20 protein-coding genes are annotated in these 21,393 nt (G+C 69.7%); 6 read left to right on the top strand and 14 right to left on the bottom strand.

The features are described from left to right. Positions 1 to 16: 16 nt before the first annotated feature. The 3 genes from ABD927_RS17780 to ABD927_RS17790 are packed head-to-tail and all read left to right on the top strand — an operon-like array spanning position 17 to position 4,135. Positions 17 to 2,074 (top strand): tripartite tricarboxylate transporter permease, encoded by a 2,058-nt coding sequence (locus ABD927_RS17780; RefSeq protein WP_345251188.1) that lies wholly within the window; start codon positions 17 to 19, stop codon positions 2,072 to 2,074. Positions 2,075 to 2,103: 29 nt separating this feature from the next. Further along, on the top strand, positions 2,104 to 3,132 hold the full coding sequence (locus ABD927_RS17785; protein WP_345251189.1) for a Bug family tripartite tricarboxylate transporter substrate binding protein: 1,029 nt from the start codon (positions 2,104 to 2,106) through the stop codon (positions 3,130 to 3,132). Between the two features lie 4 nt (positions 3,133 to 3,136). Continuing rightward, positions 3,137 to 4,135, top strand: a complete 999-nt coding sequence (locus ABD927_RS17790) for a PhnD/SsuA/transferrin family substrate-binding protein (RefSeq protein ID WP_345251190.1) — start codon at positions 3,137 to 3,139, stop codon at positions 4,133 to 4,135. Positions 4,136 to 4,154: 19 nt separating this feature from the next. Here the strand turns inward: ABD927_RS17790 and ABD927_RS17795 are convergent, their stop codons facing one another. From ABD927_RS17795 to ABD927_RS17805, 3 genes are read right to left on the bottom strand one after another with little or no spacing between them, the layout of a single operon-like run. Beyond that, positions 4,155 to 5,240 (bottom strand): nickel/cobalt transporter, encoded by a 1,086-nt coding sequence (locus ABD927_RS17795; protein ID WP_345251191.1) that lies wholly within the window; start codon positions 5,238 to 5,240, stop codon positions 4,155 to 4,157. Further along, positions 5,237 to 5,890, bottom strand: a complete 654-nt coding sequence (locus ABD927_RS17800; protein ID WP_345251192.1) for a DUF1007 family protein — start codon at positions 5,888 to 5,890, stop codon at positions 5,237 to 5,239. Before ABD927_RS17800 ends, ABD927_RS17795 begins: the two co-directional genes overlap by 4 nt. Further along, entirely contained in the window at positions 5,869 to 6,264 is a 396-nt protein-coding gene (locus tag ABD927_RS17805) for a Fur family transcriptional regulator (protein WP_345251193.1), read from the bottom strand. The genes ABD927_RS17800 and ABD927_RS17805 overlap by 22 nt, the downstream gene beginning before the upstream one ends. Before the next feature lie 47 nt (positions 6,265 to 6,311). On the opposite strand from ABD927_RS17805, the gene aztA reads away from it, so the two are divergent. From aztA to ABD927_RS17820, 3 genes are all read left to right on the top strand, one after another. Next, positions 6,312 to 7,061 carry a zinc ABC transporter ATP-binding protein AztA gene (gene aztA, locus ABD927_RS17810; RefSeq protein ID WP_345251194.1) on the top strand — a complete coding sequence of 250 codons (750 nt, stop codon included), beginning with the start codon at positions 6,312 to 6,314 and terminating at the stop codon, positions 7,059 to 7,061. Then, entirely contained in the window at positions 7,055 to 7,936 is an 882-nt protein-coding gene (aztB, locus tag ABD927_RS17815; protein ID WP_345251195.1) for a zinc ABC transporter permease AztB, read from the top strand. Before aztA ends, aztB begins: the two co-directional genes overlap by 7 nt. A 62-nt stretch (positions 7,937 to 7,998) precedes the next feature. After that, entirely contained in the window at positions 7,999 to 9,000 is a 1,002-nt protein-coding gene (locus ABD927_RS17820) for a metal ABC transporter solute-binding protein, Zn/Mn family (protein ID WP_345251196.1), read from the top strand. Between the two features lie 49 nt (positions 9,001 to 9,049). Here ABD927_RS17820 and ABD927_RS17825 read toward each other — a convergent pair whose 3' ends face one another. The 11 genes from ABD927_RS17825 to ABD927_RS17875 all read right to left on the bottom strand — a co-directional run bounded on the left by ABD927_RS17825 (position 9,050) and on the right by ABD927_RS17875 (position 21,380). Next, positions 9,050 to 10,042, bottom strand: coding sequence for a Bug family tripartite tricarboxylate transporter substrate binding protein (locus ABD927_RS17825; RefSeq protein WP_345251197.1), 993 nt, complete (start codon positions 10,040 to 10,042; stop codon positions 9,050 to 9,052). A gap of 47 nt (positions 10,043 to 10,089) precedes the next feature. Further along, entirely contained in the window at positions 10,090 to 11,742 is a 1,653-nt protein-coding gene (locus ABD927_RS17830) for an AMP-binding protein (protein ID WP_345251198.1), read from the bottom strand. Further along, positions 11,739 to 12,518 carry an enoyl-CoA hydratase/isomerase family protein gene (locus tag ABD927_RS17835; protein ID WP_345251199.1) on the bottom strand — a complete coding sequence of 260 codons (780 nt, stop codon included), beginning with the start codon at positions 12,516 to 12,518 and terminating at the stop codon, positions 11,739 to 11,741. Before ABD927_RS17835 ends, ABD927_RS17830 begins: the two co-directional genes overlap by 4 nt. A gap of 60 nt (positions 12,519 to 12,578) precedes the next feature. Next, on the bottom strand, positions 12,579 to 13,271 hold the full coding sequence (locus tag ABD927_RS17840; RefSeq protein ID WP_345251200.1) for a GntR family transcriptional regulator: 693 nt from the start codon (positions 13,269 to 13,271) through the stop codon (positions 12,579 to 12,581). Between the two features lie 121 nt (positions 13,272 to 13,392). Beyond that, positions 13,393 to 14,388, bottom strand: coding sequence for a LysR family transcriptional regulator (locus tag ABD927_RS17845; protein ID WP_345251244.1), 996 nt, complete (start codon positions 14,386 to 14,388; stop codon positions 13,393 to 13,395). Beyond that, positions 14,385 to 15,389: a tripartite tricarboxylate transporter substrate binding protein gene (locus ABD927_RS17850; protein ID WP_345251201.1), complete on the bottom strand. Its 1,005-nt coding sequence runs from the start codon at positions 15,387 to 15,389 to the stop codon at positions 14,385 to 14,387. Before ABD927_RS17850 ends, ABD927_RS17845 begins: the two co-directional genes overlap by 4 nt. Then, complete coding sequence (locus ABD927_RS17855; RefSeq protein ID WP_345251202.1) at positions 15,386 to 15,694, bottom strand: DUF4387 family protein; 309 nt, start codon at positions 15,692 to 15,694, stop codon at positions 15,386 to 15,388. Before ABD927_RS17855 ends, ABD927_RS17850 begins: the two co-directional genes overlap by 4 nt. Further along, positions 15,691 to 17,067: an acyclic terpene utilization AtuA family protein gene (locus tag ABD927_RS17860; protein WP_345251203.1), complete on the bottom strand. Its 1,377-nt coding sequence runs from the start codon at positions 17,065 to 17,067 to the stop codon at positions 15,691 to 15,693. The genes ABD927_RS17855 and ABD927_RS17860 overlap by 4 nt, the downstream gene beginning before the upstream one ends. Positions 17,068 to 17,135: 68 nt before the next feature. Next, entirely contained in the window at positions 17,136 to 19,274 is a 2,139-nt protein-coding gene (locus ABD927_RS17865) for a hydantoinase/oxoprolinase family protein (protein WP_345251204.1), read from the bottom strand. Then, on the bottom strand, positions 19,271 to 20,956 hold the full coding sequence (locus ABD927_RS17870; protein ID WP_345251205.1) for a hydantoinase B/oxoprolinase family protein: 1,686 nt from the start codon (positions 20,954 to 20,956) through the stop codon (positions 19,271 to 19,273). The genes ABD927_RS17865 and ABD927_RS17870 overlap by 4 nt, the downstream gene beginning before the upstream one ends. A 130-nt stretch (positions 20,957 to 21,086) precedes the next feature. After that, entirely contained in the window at positions 21,087 to 21,380 is a 294-nt protein-coding gene (locus ABD927_RS17875; RefSeq protein ID WP_345251206.1) for a putative quinol monooxygenase, read from the bottom strand. Positions 21,381 to 21,393 lie beyond the last annotated feature (13 nt).

The raw sequence follows: 21,393 nt of genomic DNA on the forward strand, positions 1-21,393 counted from the left end.
AACATAGGCAGACCCGATGGACGCACATGTCTTGGATGCGGTGGGACAGGCATTCCTGCTCGTTTCCGATCCCCACCGTCTGCTGATCCTGTTCGCCGGCGTATGCATGGGCCTGGCGCTGGGCATTCTGCCGGGCATCGGCGGCGTGGCCGGCACGGCGCTGCTGCTGCCCTTCACCTACAACATGGATCCGCCCACGGCGATGGCGATGCTGCTGGGCTTTGCCGCGACCACCACGACCGCCGACCCGATCTCGGCCATCGTGCTGGGCGCGCCCGGCCATGCCGCCTCGGCGGCCACCGCGCTCGACGGCTATCCGATGACCCAGCGCGGCGAAGGCGGCCGCGCGCTCGGCGCCTCCTACATGTCGGCCATGATCGGCGGACTGTTCGGCGCCCTGGTGCTGGGCGCGATGCTGCCGCTGGTACGGCCGCTGATGCTGCACATCGGCGCGCCCGAACTGCTGTCGCTGGCCGTGTTCGGCCTGTCGATGGTCGCCACCCTGTCGGGCAACACGCCGCTGCGCGGGCTGACCGCCGCCTGCTTCGGCATGATGCTGGCGATGATCGGCGGCGACCCGCAGACCGGCACGCTGCGCTGGACCCTGGACAGCGTCTACCTGATGGACGGCCTGCCCCTGGTGCCGCTGACGCTGGGCATCTTCGCCCTGCCCGAGCTGTGCGACCTGATGGTCGGCCGCTCGACGATCTCCAGGAACGCCAGGCCCGAGCGCGCCCGCGAAGGCGGCCTGTCGCACGGCGTGCGCGACTGCTTCAGGAACTGGTTCCTGGTGCTGCGCTGCTCGGGCATCGGCGCGGCGCTGGGCGCGGTGCCGGGCATCGGCGCCGCGGTGATCGACTGGATCTCCTACGGCCATGCCCTGCGCACCGAGAAAGGCGCGCGCGACACCTTCGGACGCGGCGACGTGCGCGGCGTGATCGCCGCCGAAAGCGCCACCAATTCGCGCGAGGGCGGGGCGCTGATCCCGACCATCGTGTTCGGCGTGCCGTCGAGCCCGGGCATGGCGATCCTGCTGGGCGCCTTCCTGATGCACGGGCTGGTGCCGGGGCCCGACATGTTGTCCAAGAACCTCGCCATCAGCTATTCGATGGTGTGGAGCATCGCGGTGGCGAACCTGCTGGGCTCGGGGCTGTGCTTCCTGCTGAGCGGCCATTTCGCCCGGCTGGCGACGCTGCGCCACACGCTGATCCTGCCGGTGGTGCTGTGCCTGATCTTCATCGGCGCCTTCGAGGGCAAGCGCGAATGGGGCGACCTCTACTCGCTGCTCGCCTTCGGCGTGCTGGGCTGGGCTTTCAAGCATTTCAAGTGGCCGCGGCCGCCGCTGGTGCTGGGCTTCATCCTCGGCTCGGTGCTGGAGCGCTACATGTTCATCTCGATCCAGCGCTACGAATTGGCCTGGCTGACGCGGCCGGTGGTCGTGCTCATGTTCGCGCTGTCGGCGCTGACCCTGCTGCGGCCGCTGCTGGCCGGGATCCGCCAGCGCGGCGGGCGCCGGCTGCCGGCCGGGTTCGGGCGGCCGCGCCTGTCGTTTCCCGTCCTGCTGCCGGCCGTGCTGCTGTGCCTGTTCGCGGCCATGCTGGCGCAGGCGCTGACGTGGAACCTGTACGCCAGGATCATCCCGCTGATCGTCGGCGCAGGCGCGGTGGTCTTCTGCGCCGCCAGCCTGTTCACCGAGCTGTGCAAGGCCACGCCGGCGGCGCGGCAGCCGGGCGGCATGCCGGCCGTGCCGGCCGCGGCCGGGCACATGGACGTGGCGAGCAGCATCGCCCACCTTACCGGCAGGCAGGTGCTCGGGCGCGGCGCCGTCTTCTTCCTGTACCTGGCCGGGTTCATGGCCTCGATGTGGCTGATCGGCCTGATCCCCACCGTGCCGGTTTTCGTCTCGGTCCTGATGTACGTGGAGGGCCGCGAGAGATGGCGCGTGATCGCGCCCATGGCCGCCGGGATGACCCTGCTCATCTACGGCGTGTTCGACCAATTGCTGGAAGTGCCCTGGCCGCCCACCGTACTGGGGACGTGGTTCCCCGTGCTGCACGCGATCCCCAGCGCCTGATCCATCCCAGAAACCATCGGAGCAAGACAATGAGCCAGAACGAATGCCTGTCACCCACCCGCCGCACGCTCCTCGCCGCGGGCGCCGCCGCGCTGCCCGCCGCCTTGACCGGCGGCCTGGGCTTGCTGCCCGGCCACGCCGGCGCGCAGGAAGGAGACTACCCGAGCCATCCCATCACGATGGTGGTGCCGTTCGCGCCGGGCGGCGCGACCGACGTGCCGGCGCGCATCATCCAGCAGAAGCTGGGCGAGGTGCTGGGCCAGCAGATCGTGGTCGACAATCGCGACGGCGCCAACGGCATCGTCGGGCTCGGCCAGGTGCAGCGCTCCAAGCCCGACGGCTACACCATCGCGCTCACCAACGTGGGGTCGATGGCGGTCAACGAGCACATCTATTCGAGCATGCCCTTCAAGCCGCTGACGGATTTCCAGGCGGTCAGCATGGTGTGCGACATTCCGGGCGTGGTGGTGGCCAGCAACAAATTCCCGCCCAACAACGTGACCGAGCTGATCGCCTACATCAAGAAGAACCCGGGCAAGGTCACGTTCGCCTCGCCGGGCGTGGGCAGCGTCAACCGCCTGCAGGTGGAAGAGCTGGCGCTGAGCCAGGGGCTGGACCTGGTGCACGTGCCCTACAAGGGCGGCGCCGGCCCGATGCCCGACCTCATCGCCGGGCGCATCGATTTCATGTTCCTGGCGCTGGCCACGGCGCTCACGCATCTGAAGGGCGGCCGCATCAAGGCGCTGGGATCGTCCACCCGCGCCCGGCTGCCGCAATTGCCCAACGTGCCCACGCTGGCCGAGCAGGGCTTCCCGAAGAACGTCACCTCGTCGTGGCAGGGCATTTTCGTGCCGTCCGCCACGCCGGCGCCCATCGTAAGGCGGCTGCACGAGGCCATCGTGCGCACCGTGAACGATCCGACGGTGCAGACCGCCATGGCCGAGGCCGGCCTGCTGCCGCAGACCAGCGCCTCGCCCAAGGAGTTCCAGGACTTCGTCGCCGCCGACAGCGCCAAGTGGGGCGACGTGGTGCGGCGCGCCCACGTGACGGCGAACTGAAGCCATGGCCAGGCTGACCTTGACGCTGGCGGCCACCGTCAGCGACCGTTCGCAGCCGGTGCTCGACGGCCGGATACCCATCGCCGGCTGCGATGTGGTCGCGCTGCCAGGGGAGGCGCAGGACATCTTCCGCCGCACGCTGGCCGACAAGGCCTTCGACGTCGCGGAGCTGTCGATGTCCAGCTATATGGTCGCCGCCGCGCGCGGCGACCAGGACTACGTGGCCATCCCTGTGTTCCTGTCGCGGGCGTTCCGCCACTCTTCGATCTACATTCGCAAGGACCGCGGCATCGCCGGCGGCGCCGACCTGGCCGGCAAGACGATCGGCATGGGGCAGTACCAGCAGACCGCGGGGGTCTGGGTGCGCGGCATCCTGCGCGAGGAATGCGGCCTGGACACCACCCGCGTGCATTGGCGCACGGGCGGGCTGGAAAAACCCGACAGCCGCGGCGAACGCACCCGCATCCGGTTGCCGCCGGGCGTGGACCTGCAGCCGATCCCGGCCGACCGCACGCTCAACGGCATGCTGCTGGACGGCGAGCTCGACGGCCTGATGCTGCCGCCGGTGCCGTCGGCGCTGCGCACGCATCCGCAACGGGTCGGCAGGCTGTTCCCGGACTACGTGGCGGCCGAGCAGGCCTATTTCCGCAAGACCGGCATCTTCCCCATCATGCACGTGCTGGTCATCCGCCGCAGCCTGTGCGAGGCGCATCCGTGGCTGCCGGTAGAGGCGTACCGCGCTTTCGCGCAGGCCAAGGCCGGGGCGTTGAAGGCGCTGACGCAGGTGAACATCAACCAGGTGTCGCTGGCGTGGGCCGCGGCCGACGCGGCGCGCACGCGCGAGGTGCTGGGCGACAGGATGTGGGCCTACGGGCTGGCGGCCAGCCGGCACGAGATCGAGGCCTTGCTGCGCTATGCGATGGCCGACGGCTTGCTGGCCCGCGCCGTGACGCCGGAGGAATTGTTCCACCCGAGCACGCACAGCTTGGCCGACGCGGATTGAAGCCGGGCCGCCGGGCGATTCAGAAAAGCGGATGGGCCGGGGCCTGCAGGCCCTGGTTCAGCAGCCCGATTCCCATCGATGCGATCAGCAGGCCGCCGCCCAGCCCGATGGCATCGAAGACCAGCTGCAGGCGGCGGTGGCCGCCCGACATTCCCTGCAGCAGCCGGAAGGCGCCGCCGCGTGCGAACACCGTCAGCGCCGCGAGCGCGCCCACCGTGGCGGCCGTGCCCAGCGACATGGCGAACACCGCGGCGATGCCGGCCAGGCGCATGTTCAGCGAGTATGCGACCAGCAGCACCAGCACGGCGCCGGTGCAGGGGCGCAGGCCGATCGACAGCACGACGGCGGCGGCGGTGCGCAGCGACAGCGGCTGGGCGATGTGCCGGCGCGACGGGCCGTGCTGCGCGCCGCAGTCCGCGCAATAGGGCTGCATGCGGCCGCCGGCGGAGAATAGCTGGCCGCCTGGCATGGGCGCGGCGCCGCTGGCCGGTCCGGCGCGATGCGGCCCGCCGCTGCCTGATCCGCCGTCATTCGGGGCATCGTCGTCCAGCCCGCGGTCGTCGGCCGGGGCGCGCGCCCGCCGCCACAGGGCGCGCCCGCTGCGCAGCGCCAGCATGGCGCCGAGCAGGGCCACCAGCGCGAAGCTGGCGTTCTCCAGCCGCACGGCCATGTGCTGGGTATCCCGCATCGACAGCCCGAACACGCCGCGCGCAGCCTCCACCAGGACGATCGCGGTGATTCCCTGGACGAGGGCGGCGAGAGTGGACAGCAGGATGCCGCGGCCCAGGAGTACCCGGCTGCTGCCCAGGTAGGTCGCGATGACCGCCTTGCCGTGGCCCGGCCCGGCGGCATGGAAGACCCCGTAGAGCAGTCCCAGCCCGGCCAAGATCCATGCGGCGGAAGAGCCTTCCCGGGCCGCCGCGCGCATCGCGAAGGCCAGCTGGCGGTGCAGGTCCCGCTGCGCCGCCTGGACCCAGGCCAGCGTGTCGCTCCATGCGTCGGAGCGGAGCAGCCACAGCACGGCCAGGACCGCCACCGCCGCCGCCAATAATCCGTACGGCCACCATGCGTCGGCAGCGCGGGTATCCGCGCGATGGCCCGTCATCGGCATGCCATGACGACCCGCTCGGCGAACAGCCGGCCCAGCGTGTCATCGGCCGGCGCCCCTCTGTCCATGGCGAACGCGCGGGCCGCGGCGCGCGGGTCGGGCCTGGGCTGGCGGACGTCGAGCCGGCAGCGGCCGGGCTCGCTGCCGCGCAGGGCCGGCGGACTGTTCGCGTCGTGCTTCATTTCGATGAAATACGTGGGGTCGTAGATGGCGTACGAGAACGCGTGGCGGGCCGGGTCCACCGGCTGCGCCAGCCTGGCGGTGAAGCGGAGCACGAGGCGGTCGCCGCGCATCTCGCTGTGGTATTGGGTGACCGGCGCGAGGGCGACCGGCCGGCCATCGGCCGCGACCTTGGTGAAGTAGCCGTAGGGGCCGAGATTCTCGATGACCTGTCCCGCGAAGCCGGCGGCGACTTCCGCGGTGGGCGCGCGGCCGCCGGCCATTTCTTCCACCACGTAAGTGGTATAGAGCTCGTCGAACAGCCATTCCTCTTCGATCGCCGCGACCATGCCGGCGGGCGACACGACGACGGTGCTGCGCACGTCGATCCAGGCATGCGGATGCGCCCAGGCGGCGCCGGCGGCGGCCCAGCCGAGCAGCAGCAGGGCGGGGCGGCGCGCGCGCGTCAGGGCCTGCAGTCCGAACATGTGCCGCGCAGTTCGATGGACGTGCGGTCGAGCTTGAAGGCGTGGTCCCTGGCCCAGCCGCCGAGGCGGCGGCCGACCGCGCCGTCGAAGAACTCCTCCGTGCGGCCGCAGTGGTCGCAGATGGCGAATACGGCGCAGGTATGCGCATGGTCGGGGTGGGCGCAGGCGACGAAGGCATTCATGCTTTCGATACGGTGGGCCATGCCGTATTCGATGAGCTTGTCGAGCGCGCGATAGACCTGCAGCGGCGCGCGAAAGCCCTGGCCGCGCAGCCTTTCCAGCAGCGTATAGGCGCTGACCGGGCCCGCGGCGCCGGACAGCGCCTGCAGGACCTGGGCCTGGTTCTTGGTCAACTGCGTCGCGGTTGCATCCATGGTTGCGTTATGTGATAACGTTACGTCCCGATTTCGAACTATACCCCATGGCGGAAAACCATAGGCCCGCGGATGGCATTTGCCTGGCGCTGCGCGACCTGACCCTGGGCTATGCCGGCCGGCCGGTCATCCATGCCGCGACCGCCGACATCGCCGCCGGCGCGCTGGTGGCCATCGTGGGCGCCAACGGCTGCGGCAAGTCGACGCTGATGAAAGGCATGGCCGGGGTGCTGCGGCCCCTCGGCGGCGCCTGCCTGCGCCAGCCGGATTGCCGGGTGGCGTACCTGCCCCAGCAATCGGAGCTCGATCGCAGCTTCCCGGCCCGCGTCGTCGACCTGGTCGCGCAAGGCCTGTGGCCGCGCCGCGGACTGCTCGGGCGGCATCGTCCGCAAGACCGCGCCGCGGTCGGCCGCGCGCTGGAGGCGGTCGGGTTGAGCGCGCAGGCGGCAAGCCTCATCGACACGCTGTCCGGCGGCCAGTTGCAGCGCGCGCTGTTCGCGCGGGCGATCGTGCAGGATGCCGGCCTGATCCTGCTCGACGAGCCGTTCAACGCCGTCGACCGGCAGACGATGGGCGACATGCTGGCGCTGATCGCGCGCTGGCATGCCGAAGGCCGCACGGTGGTCATGGTTTCGCACGGGGCCGAGGTGGCGTCCGATTTCCAGCAGGTGCTGGCGCTGGTCCAACGCGCCGATGCCGGCGGCTCGCGCACGCAACTGGCGCCGGTGCGCCGCGGCGAGCCGGCGCCGCGCGCCCCGCATCGCGATGTCGAAGCCGTCGGGGCGGCGGCATGCTGACTTCCGGCGCCTATGCCCACTTCGTGGCGCCTTTCGTCGAGTATGCGTTCATGCGGCGGGCGCTGGCCGGGTCGCTGCTGCTTGCGGCCAGCGCGTGTCCGGTGGGCGTCTTCATGATGCTGCGCCGCATGAGCCTGGCCGGCGACGCCATGTCGCACGGCATCCTGCCCGGCGCGGCGCTGGGCTATCTGCTGTACGGGGTGCAGATCCTGCCGATGATGGCGGGCGGCCTCGTCGCGGGCCTGGCGGTCGCGCTGGCTTCCGGCGTCGTGGCGCGCCTGACGATCCAGAAGGAGGACGCCTCCATGGCGGCCTTCTATCTCATCTCGCTGGCCCTGGGCGTGCTGCTGGTTTCGCTCAAGGGTTCCAGCGTGGACATGATGCACGTGCTGTTCGGCACGGTGCTGGCACTGGACGACGAGGCGCTGGCCGTCATCGCCGCCATTGCCGCGGTTACCCTGCTGGCGATGCGCCTGTGCTGGCGCGCGCTGGTGGCCGACTGCATGGACCCGCTGTTCCTGCGCTCGGTTTCCAGGCTGGGCACGCCGGTGCACTTCATATTCCTCTGCCTGACGGTCGTCAATCTGGTGGGCGGCTTCCAGGCGCTCGGCACGCTGCTGTCCGTCGGGCTGATGATGCTGCCGGCCGCCGCGGCGCGGTTCTGGGTTTCTCGCGCGGACCGCATGTGCGTGCTGGCGGCCGCGATCGGCGCCGCGTCGTGCACCGCCGGGCTGCTGCTGTCCTTCCACTTCGCGTTGCCGTCGGGGCCGGCGGTCATATTGTGCGCCGGCGCCGTCTACCTCGTTTCCCTGCTGGCCGGAAGCCGCGGCATCCTGACGTCGCGCATCCGCATGGCCGCCACACCCACCCTCTGAAGGAGAACCCCATGGCCCGCCGCCTGCGAAGCGTCGCCCTGTTTTACGTTATAACGTTACCCATGCTGCTGGGCGCGTGGGCGCCGGCGCAGGCGCGCGAGCTGCGGGTGGTAGCCAGTTTTTCGATCATCGCCGACATGGCCCGCCAGGTCGGCGGCGACCACATCCGGCTCGCCACGCTGGTGGGGCCGGACGGCGATTCGCACGTGTACGAGCCTACGCCGGCCGATGCCGTCGCCGTGGCCGAGGCCGACGTCGTGCTGGTCAATGGCCTGCAATTCGAAGGGTTCATCCCGAGGCTGGTGCAGGCCAGCGGCACGCGGGCCCGCCTGGTGGAAGTGTCGCGCGGCATCGAGCCGCTGGAAGCGGCGGGCAGGGCGGGGCTGGCGGAAGCGGCGGGCGGCGCCGAAGCCGGCCACGGCGCGCACGGGCAGCAAGACGGCCACGGGCACCCGGCCGGCCAGCAGCAAGGCAGCGAGCCGCACGCCCACCACCACCATGGCAAGTACGATCCCCACGCCTGGCAGTCGGCGCGCAACGCGCAGGTCTACGTCGGCAACATCATCCAGGCCCTGTGCGAGGCCGACCAGGCCGATTGCGGCGTCTACCAATCCAACGGCAACGCCTATCTCGCCCGCCTGCGCGCGCTCGACGACGAGATCGCCGCGATGATGCGGGCCATTCCGCCGGACCGCCGCCGCGTCATTTCCTCCCATGCCGCGTTCGGCTATTTCAGCCGCGCCTACGGGATCACCTTCCTTGCCCCGGAAGGCATTTCGACCGACGCCGACCCCACCGCAGCCGACGTCGCCGCGCTCATCGCGCAGGCCAGGGCGCAACAAGTGGCGGCCATCTTCATGGAGAACATCACCAACCCGCGCCTGATCCGCCAGATCGCGGACGAGACCGGCATGCGGGTGAATGCCACTCTCTATTCTGACGCCCTGTCCGGCGCCTCGGGGCCGGCCGCGACCTACGTCGACATGATGCGCTACAACGCCAATGCGATCCGCGCGGCGATCATGGGCGGCCCGGCCGCCGGGCGCCAGGCGCCTGGGGCATAGGCCGGCAGGGCGATGGCAGGCCGCGGGCCGGACGATCAGGCGCCGGCTTCTACTCGGCCTTGATATTCATCTTGCGCACGAGCGCTCCGTAACGCTCGATGTCCGCGCTGACGCGCTGCGCGAATTCCTCCGGCGTACCGCCCAGCGGCGTGGCGAAGCGCTTGCCGAGCTCCTGCTGCACGTCGGCAGAGCGCAGGATATCGTTGACCTGCCGGTTCAGCGTTTCGACGATGGCCTGCGGCGTGCCGCGGGGCACGAACATTCCCTGCCACGATCCGTAGTTGGCAAGTTGCGGGAAGCCCGCCTCGCCCACCGTCGGCACGTCGGGAAACTGTTCGAGCCGCCGTTCGCCGGCCACCGCAAGCAGCCGGATCTTGCCGGTGGCGGCCACCGGCTGCGCGGCGCCGGGGTCGGAGATCAGCACCTGCACTTCGCCGGCGGCGATCGCCGTCAGGGCCGGCCCCATGCCGCGGTAAGGCACGTGGATCATGCGGACGCCGGTGGTGTTGAGAAACGACTCCGTCGACACGTGCGTGATGCTGCCCATGCCTTGGGTGGCATAGGCCAGCTTGCCCGGATTCGCCTTGGCGTACGCCACCAGTTCGCCCAATGTCTTGATCGGCATGCCGGCGGTGACGGTGAACACGCTGGGCGCGAAGACCATATTGATCACCGGCCGGGCGTCGCGGATCGGGTCGAAGGAAAGTTTCATCAAGGCCGGATTCACCGCGTAGCTGGCCGAAGCGACGAGGATCGTGCCGCCGTCGGGCGGCGCGCGCAGCGCGGCCTCCGCGCCGACCACGCCACCCGCGCCGGCGCGGTTTTCCACCACGAAGGACTGCCCCAGCCGCTGCGTCAGGCGCTGGGCGACGAGCCGGGCGATGTAGTCGGTGGCGCCGCCAGGGGCGAACGGCACCACGATCCGCACCGTCTGGGCCGGGTAGGCGGCGGGCTGCGGCGCCTGGGCGAGGGCGGCGCCCGAGATCGAGGCCGTGCCGGCGATGGCGGCGGCGAGGCCGCGCAACAGTGCATTCTTTTTCACGAGTCTCCTCCGCGGCGGTCCGGTGATCCGGATCCGCCAAAGGGTGGTCATTGGTGGGGGTTATGGTTCAGCCAGGACCTTCGCTCGCGGTCCCAGGTGGTGCCGAAGCGCGCGCGTTCGCGCAGCGCTGCCTTGCGGACCTTGCCCGTATGGGTGCGGGGCAGGTCGTCGACCGTTTCCAGGAACCGCGGCACGTATACCTTGGGAAGGCGGTCGCTCATGAACGCCGCCAGATCCTCGTAGGCGGCAGCGATGTCGTCCGGCTCGGACTCCCACTGGATGCATGCGTGGATTTCCTGTTCGCCGGTTTCCGACGGGACCGCGATCACCGCGCAATCGCGGACCGAGGGATGCCGCCGAAGCTCGGATTCGACCTGTTCCGAAGAGATGTTCACGCCGCGCCGGCGGATGGTGTCTCCGAGGCGGCCGGAGAAATAGAGCTGGCCGTCTTCGCCGAGGTAGCCGCCGTCGCCCGTGTGGAACCACAGGTTGCGGAATGCCCGGGCGGTGGCTGGCAGGTTCTCGTGGTAGCACAGCATCACGCGGTGGGGCGCCAGCGGCCGCACCGTGATCTCGCCGACCACGCCGGCCGCGACAGGCCGGTCGAGCGCATCGACGATGCGAACGTCCATCTCCGGCAGGGGATAGCCGGCGCTGGCCGTCCCTTCGGGCCCGCCCCGCATGTACGAGATGACCCCGACTTCGCCCAGCGCATAGATCTGGACGAACCGGGTATTGAATCTTTCCTCGAAGGCGCGGTTCGGCTGGCCGGCCCACAGATACCTGACGCGGTGCTGGCGGTCCGACGCCGCGGGAGGCTGGGCGGCTACCAGGGGCGCGACGCCACGCAGCAGGTGCGCCAGCGTGGCGCCGTTGTCCCGCGCCTCCAGCCAGAAGCGGCTGGCGCTGAACTTGGGGACGCTGACGAAGGTGCCCCCGGCGTGGAGGGTGCCGATCAGCCCGTTGATGCTCGCGAGGTTGTGGTGCAGTGGAAAGGGGCTGTACAGAACGTCGGCCTCGGCATATTCGAGCACTTCGTTGTGGACGGCCGCCTTGGAGAGCACGTGCAGATGGCTTTGCACGATGCCCTTGGCCGGCCCGGTCGTGCCGGAGGTAAAGCGGATCAGCGCCGGGGCCGTCGCCTCGATCGCCGTCCACGGCGAGGCGGCGGGGCCAGGCTCTGTCAGCGCGGCGAGTTCGACCACGGCCGGCGCGTGCGCGACGGCCGCGAGCGCTTGCCGGACCGCCTGCAATTCGTAGCGGCCGGCCAGGACCAGCACCTTGATATGGCGCAGATAGTCGCGTACCTCGGGATCCAGCAGGCAGGCGACGCCTTCGCCGTCGGTGAAGGCGGCCTGGGCGCCGACCGTCGCCAGGCCGAACAGCAAGGTCGTCTTGCGGAATTCGTGGTTGATCGGTACGTCGACCAGGCCGGCGAACATGCAGGAGAACCACGCCTTGACGTAATCGGCGGAGTTGCCGAGATAGAGCGCGGCTGCCGCCCCGGCCTGGAGACCGAATTCCTGCCGCAGCCGGGCGGCGCCGGCCTCTGCGTGCGCGACCAGGTCCTGGTAGCTCAGCATTTCGCCCTCGCGGGGAAACCGGACGAGGGCCTTGGCGCCGTGGCGCCCGGCCTGCTCGACCAGCCGGCGCGGGATCGTGTTGCGCGCGTCGATTTGCGCAAGCCGGCGGCCCGTCATGCTTGCGCCCCGTACTCGACCCGTCCCGTCTGCAGTTCGCCGCTGGCCGCAAAATGCATTGCGCCTGCCAGCGACGAGAGCTTGAGGGCACCGATCATCTGGTAGGCGAATTGATTGAGCTGGAACTTGTTATGGGCCAGGGTGGGCGCGTGGCGGCCGGAAAATTCCGCGGCCAGGGCCGCGAGGGCGGCGTCCCATCGCCCGGCCTCGACCACTTCATTGCAGATGCCAAGCTCCACGGCCCGCTCCGCCGGCACGCGGCCGCCACGCAATAGCAGAGACTTCGCGCGCTTGAGTCCCATTACCATCGGCAGGACCAGCGCGCCCATCTGCATGCTGGGAATGCCCTTGATCGCCCCCGTGAAGTGCAGCGCCGCGCCCTCTTTGGCGATGCACAGGTCGCTGCACAGGGCGATGTGATTGCCCAGCCCCGCCGAGGCGCCGTTCAGGGCGGCGATGACGATCTTCGGCATCGTGACGATGCGGGTCATCAGGTCGGTGGCCGTTTCGCCGCCGCGGGCGCGGTCCTGGGGCGATCGCGCGTTCATCTGTTTCAGGTCGGCCCCGGCGCAGAAGGCGTCCCCGGTTCCCGTGACGATGACCGCGGCGACTTCCGGGTCGAGCTGGCAATCGAGCAGGTGCCGGTCGAGCGCCTGCAGATCGGCCGGGCCGAGGGCGTTCTTGACGTGGGGCCGATTGATGCGCAGCGTGACCACGCCTGGCGCGTCGGCATGGTCGGTGCGGACGATGCCGCTCGTGTCTCCCGCCGTTTGCATGGCGTCTTCCTCCAGTGGTGCCGTATCGATGGTTGGGCGTGGCCGGCAATGCCGGCGCGGTCAGCCGCCGCCGGGCAGCAGCTTCGTGACGTGGCGGTACCGGTCGGAGCGATATCGCGTGCGCGAAAACGTGATGCGGGTGCCCTCGACCGAGATCAATTGCCATTCGAACTGCAGTACCGGGGCGCCGACCTCCAGTTCCAGTATCCGGGCGACGTCTTCGGCGGCGCCGACCGCGCTGATCGCCTGCAGCATGTGCAGCGGCTTGACGTTTCCATATTGCTGGATGGCCAGCAGCATGGACTTGATCTGCTTCTGCGCGGCCACCTTGCGGCCGATGTCGAGCAGGGCGTAGTTGCGCTGGTACGCGAACGGACCCGCTTTCGAGGACCGGACCGAGCGGATTTCCGATACCAGCGTGCCTGGCGCAAGCTCCAGCGCCTCGGCGACGTCGGGCGGAGCCGGAACCTCGAGCCGTTCGAGGATGGTCAGCTTCGTGTTGCGCCCGTAGCTGGCGAGATCTTCCGTGGAGTTGATCGACCAGCTCGAGAACGGATCCGCCTTGCTGTCGCGCACGAAGGTTCCCTTGCCCGCGATGCGCTGGATCAGCCCCTGGGTTTCGAGCGAGCGCATGGCCTGGCGCACCACCGTGCGGCTCACGCCATGGCGCCGGGTGAGTTCTTCCTCGGTGGGCAGCATGTCGCCGGCCGCCAGCGTGCCGTCCAGGATGGTGTCTCTGAGCAGGGCTTCCATCTGATGGTGGAGCGCAAGCCGGCCGCGTCGAACAGTGGATGTCGTATTCATGGCAATATAATAATGTAATTACATTTCGAGGGCAAGAAGGACGCCGCCATGTCCGCGCGGCGGATGCCGGCTAGCGCCGGCCAGGCGGCGCGGCCGCGGGTTCCGCCATCCCGCGGCAATGGGCCAGGAACATGCGGGCAGGCGTCGACAGCCCTTCCTCCGACCGCACCGCGATGAGCAGGTCCCGCTGCGCCCACGGCTCGGCCAGTTCGACGATCCGCACTTCCATCGACGCCACGTGGGTCTGCGCGATGCGCTTGGGCGCGATGCCCACGCCCAGGCCCGCCGCCACCATGCGGCACAAGGCGTCGGTGCTGCGCACGCTGATGCGGATCTTCAGTCCGGGGCCGCCTTCGGCCACCACGTGCTGGGCGATGGAGCTGCGCGGCTCCAGGCCGATGATGTCGTAGGCCACGGCATCGGCCAGCCGCGCCGATTCGCGCCGGGCCAAAGGATGCGCCGGCGGGGCGACGATGCATAATTCGTCGTGCCGGTAGGCGAAGGTGACCAGGTCCTGATGGGTGCTGGGGCCGACGAATATCCCCATGTCGACCCGGCCTTCCAGCACGGCGTTGGCGATGCGCTGGCTGGTCCATTCGGCCAGGTCGATGACGATGTTGGGGCAGCGGTCGCCGAACCGCTTGAGTTCATCGGGCAGGAATTCCGACACCGCGGAACCGGTGGCCGCGACCCGCACGTGGCCCTTGACGCCCAGCGCGTAGCGGCTGAGGTTGTTGTGCATGCGGTCGACGCTGAAGATGATCTCGCGCGCATGCTGCAGCAGTTCGCGGCCGGCCGGCGTGAGGTGCATGCCGCGCGCGTGCCGGTGGAAGAACTGGCTGCCCATCGAGTGTTCCAGGTCGGCAATGCGCTTGCTGATCGCCGCCACCGCGATATTGCTGCGCTCGGCGGCGGCCGACAGGCTGCCCGTGTCGGCCACCGCCATGAAGATCCTGAGCGTCTGGAATTCGAGCTGTTTGATCGGTGTCTCCGGGGAAGGCGCCGATGCGGCCGCCCCGCGGCGGCGCGCGCCGGCCGGCCGCCGCCGTCTGGCGCGGCGGGCTATTCGGGCTTGAGCCCGATCGCCTTGGCGAGCTTCCCGATTCTATCGAAGTCGCGCGCGAACCAGTCCGCGGCATCGGCCAGGCTGCCCCCGACGATGCGATGGCCATCGTCCTCGATCACCTTCACCACGTCCGGCATCCTGAGGGCGCGGTTCATCTCGGCGTTCAGCTTCTCGGCGATCGCCCGCGGCGTGCCGGCGGCGACGATCAGCCCTTGCCAGCCATCGACGTTGAAATCGGGGTATCCCGATTCGGCGATGGTGGGCACGTCGGGCAGCAGGCGCGAACGCGTGGGCGTGGTGACCGCCAGCGGCCGCAGTTTGCCTGCCTTGATCAGGGGCGCAGCCACGTTCGCGGTAAGAAAGCCGCTATCCAGCTGGCCGCCGACCAGGTCGGTGACGTAGTTGTTGATCATCTTGTAGGGCACGTGCAGCAGCCGCGTGCCGGCGGTGACGTTCAGCAGTTCGCCGCTCAGGTGGAACGAGGTGCCGACGCCGGGCGAGCCGAAGGTCAGCGTGGCGTCGGCCGGCCGCGACTTGGCCAGCGCGATGAATTCGGCCAGGGTGCGGGCCGGAATCTTGGGCGACACCAGCAGCACGAAGGGGCCCGACACCAGGATGGATACCGGCGTGATGTCCTTCAGCGAGTCGTAGGGCAGGTCGTAGAGATAGGGGCCGACGCTGTAGTTGCTGGATACGATGCCGATGGTATAGCCGTCCTTCGGCGCGCGCAGCAGTTGCTGCATGCCGATCAGGCCGCCCGAGCCGGGCAGGTTCTCCACCACGACAGGCTGGCCGAGCGCCATTCCCAGCGGCGTGGCCAGTACCCGCGATACCTTGTCGACCGACGAGCCGGGCGAGTTCGGCAGGATCAGCCGGATCGGCTTGCTGGGGTATTCGTCCGCATGGGCGGCAGGGGCCGCCAGCCCGGTCGCGGCACCGGCGGCCGCGGCGGCGGCGCCCAGCAGGAAGCGGCGGCGGCCAAGGCTGTCTTCTCGTCTCATCGTTCTGTCTCCAGTTTTTCTTGCAGCAGATAGGCCCACTGCGCGCCATGCATATCGCGGTCGGCGACCGCGCCCTGGACCACCGGCCGGGGCAGGCTGATCTTGATCACGTTCAGCGCCTCGATCCGGAAGATCTTCACGCTGCCGGCGTCGGCCTTGAGCAGGTCGGCAATCGCCCCGGCACCCAGGCGCGGTTCGTCGCACATGCGCCGGTAGGTGGCGGCGTCGTCGCAGAAGATGTCGATGGTCAGCCAGAAGGGGCCGGCATTCTTGGACCGGATGGCGTAGGCGGCTTGGCGGCTCATTGAACACTCCCGAAAACGGCGGTCTGGAAGCGGAATGGGGCCAGCGGGTCGTCCACCACCATCACGTGGTTCAGCACGAATTCGTAGACGATGCCGCGGTCCATCGACGAGGGCGAGAGGGGGAAGGCGTGGGTCGCCGTGACCGGGTCGTCCGGCAGCGGGAAATGCAGCATCGGCGGGCTCAGCAGCTTGATGATCTCGCGCGTGCGCGCGGCGTCGGGCGAAGTCGCGATGGCCATCACGCCGATCTCCACCGGGTCGCCGCGCCGGCTTTCCAGCCGGCCCAGCACGGCGTCGCGGCCGATGGCGCGGAACTGCAGGTCGTAGGCGCCGTCGTCCAGGCCGAGCTGGGTGGCGATGATGTTCCGCACCCGGGCTTCGAGCAGTTCCAGCCATTCGTCGAAGCGCGCCAGGTATTCGGGCGAGCGGATGATGCACATGCTGACGCCCTGGTAGCCGGCCGGCGCGGCGCCTTCCAGCTTGACGGTGTAGGCGTCGGCCGGCGTCCAGCGGGCGCCCTCGACGCGGACGTGCTGGTCGTCGATGGCCGTGTAGCGGGCCTGCTCGACGTCGAGCGCGCCGCCGGGTTCGGTCAGCACGTAGGGATTCGAGTTCTCGTACAGCATGTGGGCCAGCACGGTACGCGGCGTCGCCTTGGCGCCGTCGGCCAGCGCATGCACGATGAAGCCCGCATCGTCGACGGTCGCCATGACCGCGCCGCTGGCGGGCTTGGTGGTGCAGAAGGCCCCGCATTCCAGGATCTTGCCCGCATGCCAGGCCGCGCCCGCGTTCATGCCGCGCATGATCGGCACCGCCGCCATCAGCGCCGTGTCGGTGGCGCGGCCGGCCAGCACGATGTCGGCGCCCTGCTCCAGCGCATGGATGATGGGCTCCACGCCCATCGCGGCGACGATGTGCGAACAGCGGTCGACCAGCGCGTCGTCGATCGGGCGGACGGGCTGCAGGGGCTTGATGCGCCCGGCGGCCAGCGCCGACTTGACCGCGTCGGCGGTCTGCTCGCTGTAGATGCACGTGACCCGCACCGTCTGCCCCAGCTCTTGCGCCAGTTCCTTGCACAAGTCGCGCATCAGGTCGACGCCGGCGTCCGAGCCGCAGGTGCCGCAGCTGCCGACGATCAGCGGGATGCCGAGTTTGCGCCGCGCGATCATCAGCAGCCTGAGTTCCGCCCGCAACACGCCGCGCGAGCATTTCGCGCTGCCCGAGCCCAGGAAATAGGGCCCCGAATCGGTGGAACCGCCGTCCACCGCGATCACGTCGGGATGTTCCTGCATGCCGCGCTCGAACGGCTGCTGCGGCCGGACGCCGGTGCCGATGGATCCGCAGGGTACGAGTACTTTCACGGATCGGGTCATATCGTCTCCTCGTGCTTATGTGAATGGATGTCGCCGTCCGCGGCGGGATGCCGGGCCGGCGGCGGGTTTCAGGCGGGCACGGCCTCGCTGGCCGAGCCGGTGGCGTCGCTGGTCTGCGCCTCGTAGCGGATGTCGACCACCAGGTTGAAGTGCGGATCGACGGTGGCGACGCAATCCGGGCCGATGCTGCAGCTCGATTCCCTCTCTTCGATGACCGCCGGCCCGGCCACCTGCATGCCGGGCGCCAGCGCGTAGCGATCGTAGACGGACGCCGGCAGGTCGCCGAAGCCGGAGAAATAGACCCCCCGTTCGCCGCGCCGGGCCGCCGTTTGCGCCGGCTCGTGCGCCAGGCTGATGTGCTGCTCGGGCAGGCAAGCGTTCAGCCGCCAGTTGATCGCCTCGATGCCGACGTCGTTGACCACGCGGTCGAAGCGCGCGGCGTAGGCCTGCATGAACGACTGCCGGATGGCGTCGGCGTGGCCGGCGTCCAGGGGGCCGCGCGGCAGCGGCACGCTGATTTCGAAGCCTTGGCCCACGTAGCGCATGTCGGCGCTCCAGGCCAGCGCGATGTCTTCCCGCCTGCCGCCGGTGCCCAGCAGCAGCTCGCAGGCCGCGGCTTCCATGTCGGCGTAGATGGCGTTCACGTGGTGCCAGTCGACGTTTTCCAGCTCGGCCACGTAGCCTCGCACCTTGTCGACGGCGGGGCGGGCCACCAGGAAGCCGAGCGCGGAGATGACCCCGGCGCCCATCGGCACGATCATCCGCCTGACCTTCAGCAGCTTGGCCAGCGCATAGGCATGCACCGGCCCGGCGCCGCCGAAGGCGTACAGGCAATAGTCTCGCGGATCCTTGCCTTTCTCGGCCAGGTGCACGCGGGTGGCGGCGGCCATGCTTTCGTTGACGATCTCCTGGATGCCGCGCGCCACGCCGGCCGCGTCCAGCCCGAGCGGCCGGGCCAGCCTGGCGTCGATGGCGCGGCGCACGTCGTCCATCGACAGCGCCATTTCGCCGCCGAGGAAATAGTCCGGGTTGAGGTAGCCCAGCAGCAGGTCGGCATCGGTCACGGTGGGCTCGGTGCCGCCCCGGCCGTAGCAGACGGGGCCGGGGACCGAGCTGGCGCTGCGCGGACCCACTTTCATCAGCCCCATCGGATCGATGCCGGCGATGGAGCCGCCGCCCGAACCGATCTCGATCATGTCGACCACGGTCACCTTGAGCGGCAGGCCGGAGCCCTGCTTGAACTTCTGCAGGCGGCCGGCTTCGAAGTCGTGCTTGACGTGGGGCTGGCCGTTCTCGATCAGGCACATCTTGGCCGTGGTGCCGCCCACGTCGAACGAAATCATCCTGTCTTCGCCGGTCTGCCGCGCCGTGAAGGCGGCCGCCATGGCGCCCGCGGCGGGGCCGGATTCGATCAGGCGCACCGGATAGGCCTTGGCGTTGGCCACGGTGGTGATGCCGCCGCTCGACAGCATGATGTAGAGGTCGCCGTCGAAGCCGAGCGCCGCCAGGTCGGTACCCAGCCGGTCGAGGTAGCCGTGCACGCGCGGCTGCACATAGGCGTTGACGCAGGCGGTGACGGTGCGCTCGAACTCGCGGATCTCGGGCGCGACGTCGGCCGACAGGCTCACCAGCAGGTCCGGGTACAGGGCGCGGACGATTTCCAGCGCGCGCCGTTCGTGCGCCGGATTGCGGTACGCGTTCATGAACGCGATGGCCAGCGACTCGATGCCTTGGCCTTCCACCAGGTCGGCCACCGCCTGCGCCACCGCCGCTTCGTCGAGCGGCCGGTCTTCGCTGCCGTCGGCCCGGAGCCGTCCGCCGATGCCCCGCCGCAGCGGGCGCGGCACCAGCACCGGAACGGGCTGCAGGAACAGGTCGTTGGTGTCGTAGCGGCTTTCGCGGCCCATTTCCAGCACGTCGCGCAAGCCCTCGGTGGCCAGCAGCCCCACCTTCGCGCCGGTGCGTTCGAGCACGGTATTGGTGACCAGCGTGGTGCCGTGCACGATGCTGGCGATCTGCCCGGCCTGCGTGCCGGTCTCGTCCAGCAGGCGCGCCACGCCTTCGATGATGGCGCGGCTGGGCTGCTCGGGCGTGGTCAGCCGCTTGCCGGTGCGGGTGATGCCGCGCGTCTGGTCGTGCAGCACGAAGTCGGTGAAGGTGCCGCCGATGTCGACGCCGATGCGGGTGGTCTTTTTCATCGTCTTCATCGGGCCGCTCCGGCGCCGGCCAGGCCTTCCATCTGGCCGCGGTAATGGGTGGCGGCCGTTTCGCACGACACGTAGCCGTAGTCGATGTCGCGCCGGATGTCGGCCGCCGCGCGTTCTTCGCACGGGCCGTAGCCGCCGCCGCCGGCGAACCACAGCGACACGCTGGCGCCGGGCGCGAGTTCCAGCCGCGACTTCAGGTCCACCATGCGGCCGTCGTCCAGCGTGACGGCGGTCGGCGCGCCGGGCCCGCCGCCGCCGATGCCCAGCGCGGGATGGCGCTGCCTGTCGGCCGAGATGGCGACGTGGATCGGCTCGCCGGCGGCGTTCTCCACCTCGCACAACTGCCCCAGGCCGCCGCGGAATTTGCCTACGCCGCCGGAATCGATGCGGAATTCCTTCTTCCTGACCAGCAGCGGCGTCACCGCCTCGAGCGCCTCGATGCTGCCGGCCCCGGAATTGGTGGGGAAGGCGGTGGTCGACAGCCCGTCGCCATGCGCCGACGCCCCCATGCCGCCGCTGGCGAACAGGTTCTGCGAGAAGCGGCCGCGGCCGTGCTGGCGGCCGGTGAAGCGCACGCGCATGGCCGGCGCGCCGCCGCTGTCGGCGATGACCCGCTCCGGGATGACCTGCGCCAGCGCCTGGTAGATCGCGCAGCACAGCAGGTGGCCGGTCAGGTGGCGCGCCGCGACCGCAGCGGGATGGCGGGCATTCATGATGCTGCCCTCCGGCGCCTTGACCTCGATCGGCCGGTAGGAACCTTCGTTGCGGCGCGTGTGCGGGTCCAGCAGGCACTTGATCGGGTACACCGAATAGGCCTGCGTGTAGTTCATCGTGCAGTTGGTGCCGCGGTCGACCTGCGGCGAGCTGCCGGCATAGTCCACCGTCATCGAATCGCCGGCGATGGTGACCGCGCATTCGATATGGGTCGGGTGATGATCGAAACCGTCGGCATCGATGGCCGCGGCATAGCGGCCGTCGGGAATCGCGGCGATCGCGGCGCGCATGGCCGCCTCGGTGCGTTCGTGCACCGCCCGCGACAGCCGTTCGAGGGAATCCTGCCCGGTGTCGGCCAGGAAATCGACGGTGCGCCGGCGGCACACTTCATTGGCGGTGACCTGCGCCTCCAGGTCGCCCAGCACCTGTTCGGGCACGCGCACATTGCCCAGGAACAGCCGCAGCAGGTCTTCGTTGCGCTTGCCCGCGCGGTAGAGATGCATGGGCGGAATGCAGATGCCTTCCTCGTACAGCTGCCGGTTGCCGGCGCCCAGCGTGCCGCCCACGTCGGGCGAGTGCGCCGCCGAACCGGCGAAACCCACCAGCGCGCCGCGAAAGAAGATGGGCGTGACCATGGCGATGTCCGGCAGGTGGCCGGTGGCCAGCCAGGGATTGTTGGTGATCATGCAATCGCCTTCGCGCCAGTCCTGCGCCGGCACGGCGGCGAGGAAGGCGCGCGCGGTGCGGGGAATGAGGCCGGCGAAGGCCGGGATCCCGCCGCTGCATTCGGCGATCGATTCGCCGCGGCGGTTCATCAGGACCGTGGCGAAATCGTTGGACTCCCGCACGATGGTCGAGAACGCCGTGCGCAGGAGGGTGGTGGCGGCTTCGTCGGTGATCGCGATCAACCGGCTCCACCAGATTTCCAGGGTGATGGGGTCTATCCCGTTCTGATTGTCTCGGAGCATGTCTTTCCAGGTTTCTTCTCGTATCCCGCGCCGCGTGAAGCGGCGGCTCGGAAACCCGGACTTTAAGAAATGTCGCCGGCGCGCGGTTTAGTTTTGGAGACGCCGACGTTTTCCGAAACGCGAAAGCTCGTCAGGGGCCGGCCAGCAGCCAGGTCCGGACGGCCTTGCGCTGTACCCAGTCGCGGGTCAGCGCGTCGAACTCCCTGAAATGCGCCGAAGCCAGGTGCGCGGCGATCGCGTCCGCGTCGTCGTAGAGTTCGTAAAGGAAGAAGGCGCCCGCATCGGCGGGATCCCGGCAGACGTCGAAGCGTCTGCAGCCCGGTTCATCGCCGAGCGAGCGCCGCGCGTTGCGCGCGATGGCCCGGGCGAAGTCTTCGGCCCGCTCGGGCTTGATCTGGAAGTCGACGAGCAATGCGTGGGTCATGATGCCGCATCCG

Source organism: Pigmentiphaga soli (assembly GCF_039541095.1).
GTDB lineage: Bacteria > Pseudomonadota > Gammaproteobacteria > Burkholderiales > Burkholderiaceae_B > Pigmentiphaga > Pigmentiphaga soli.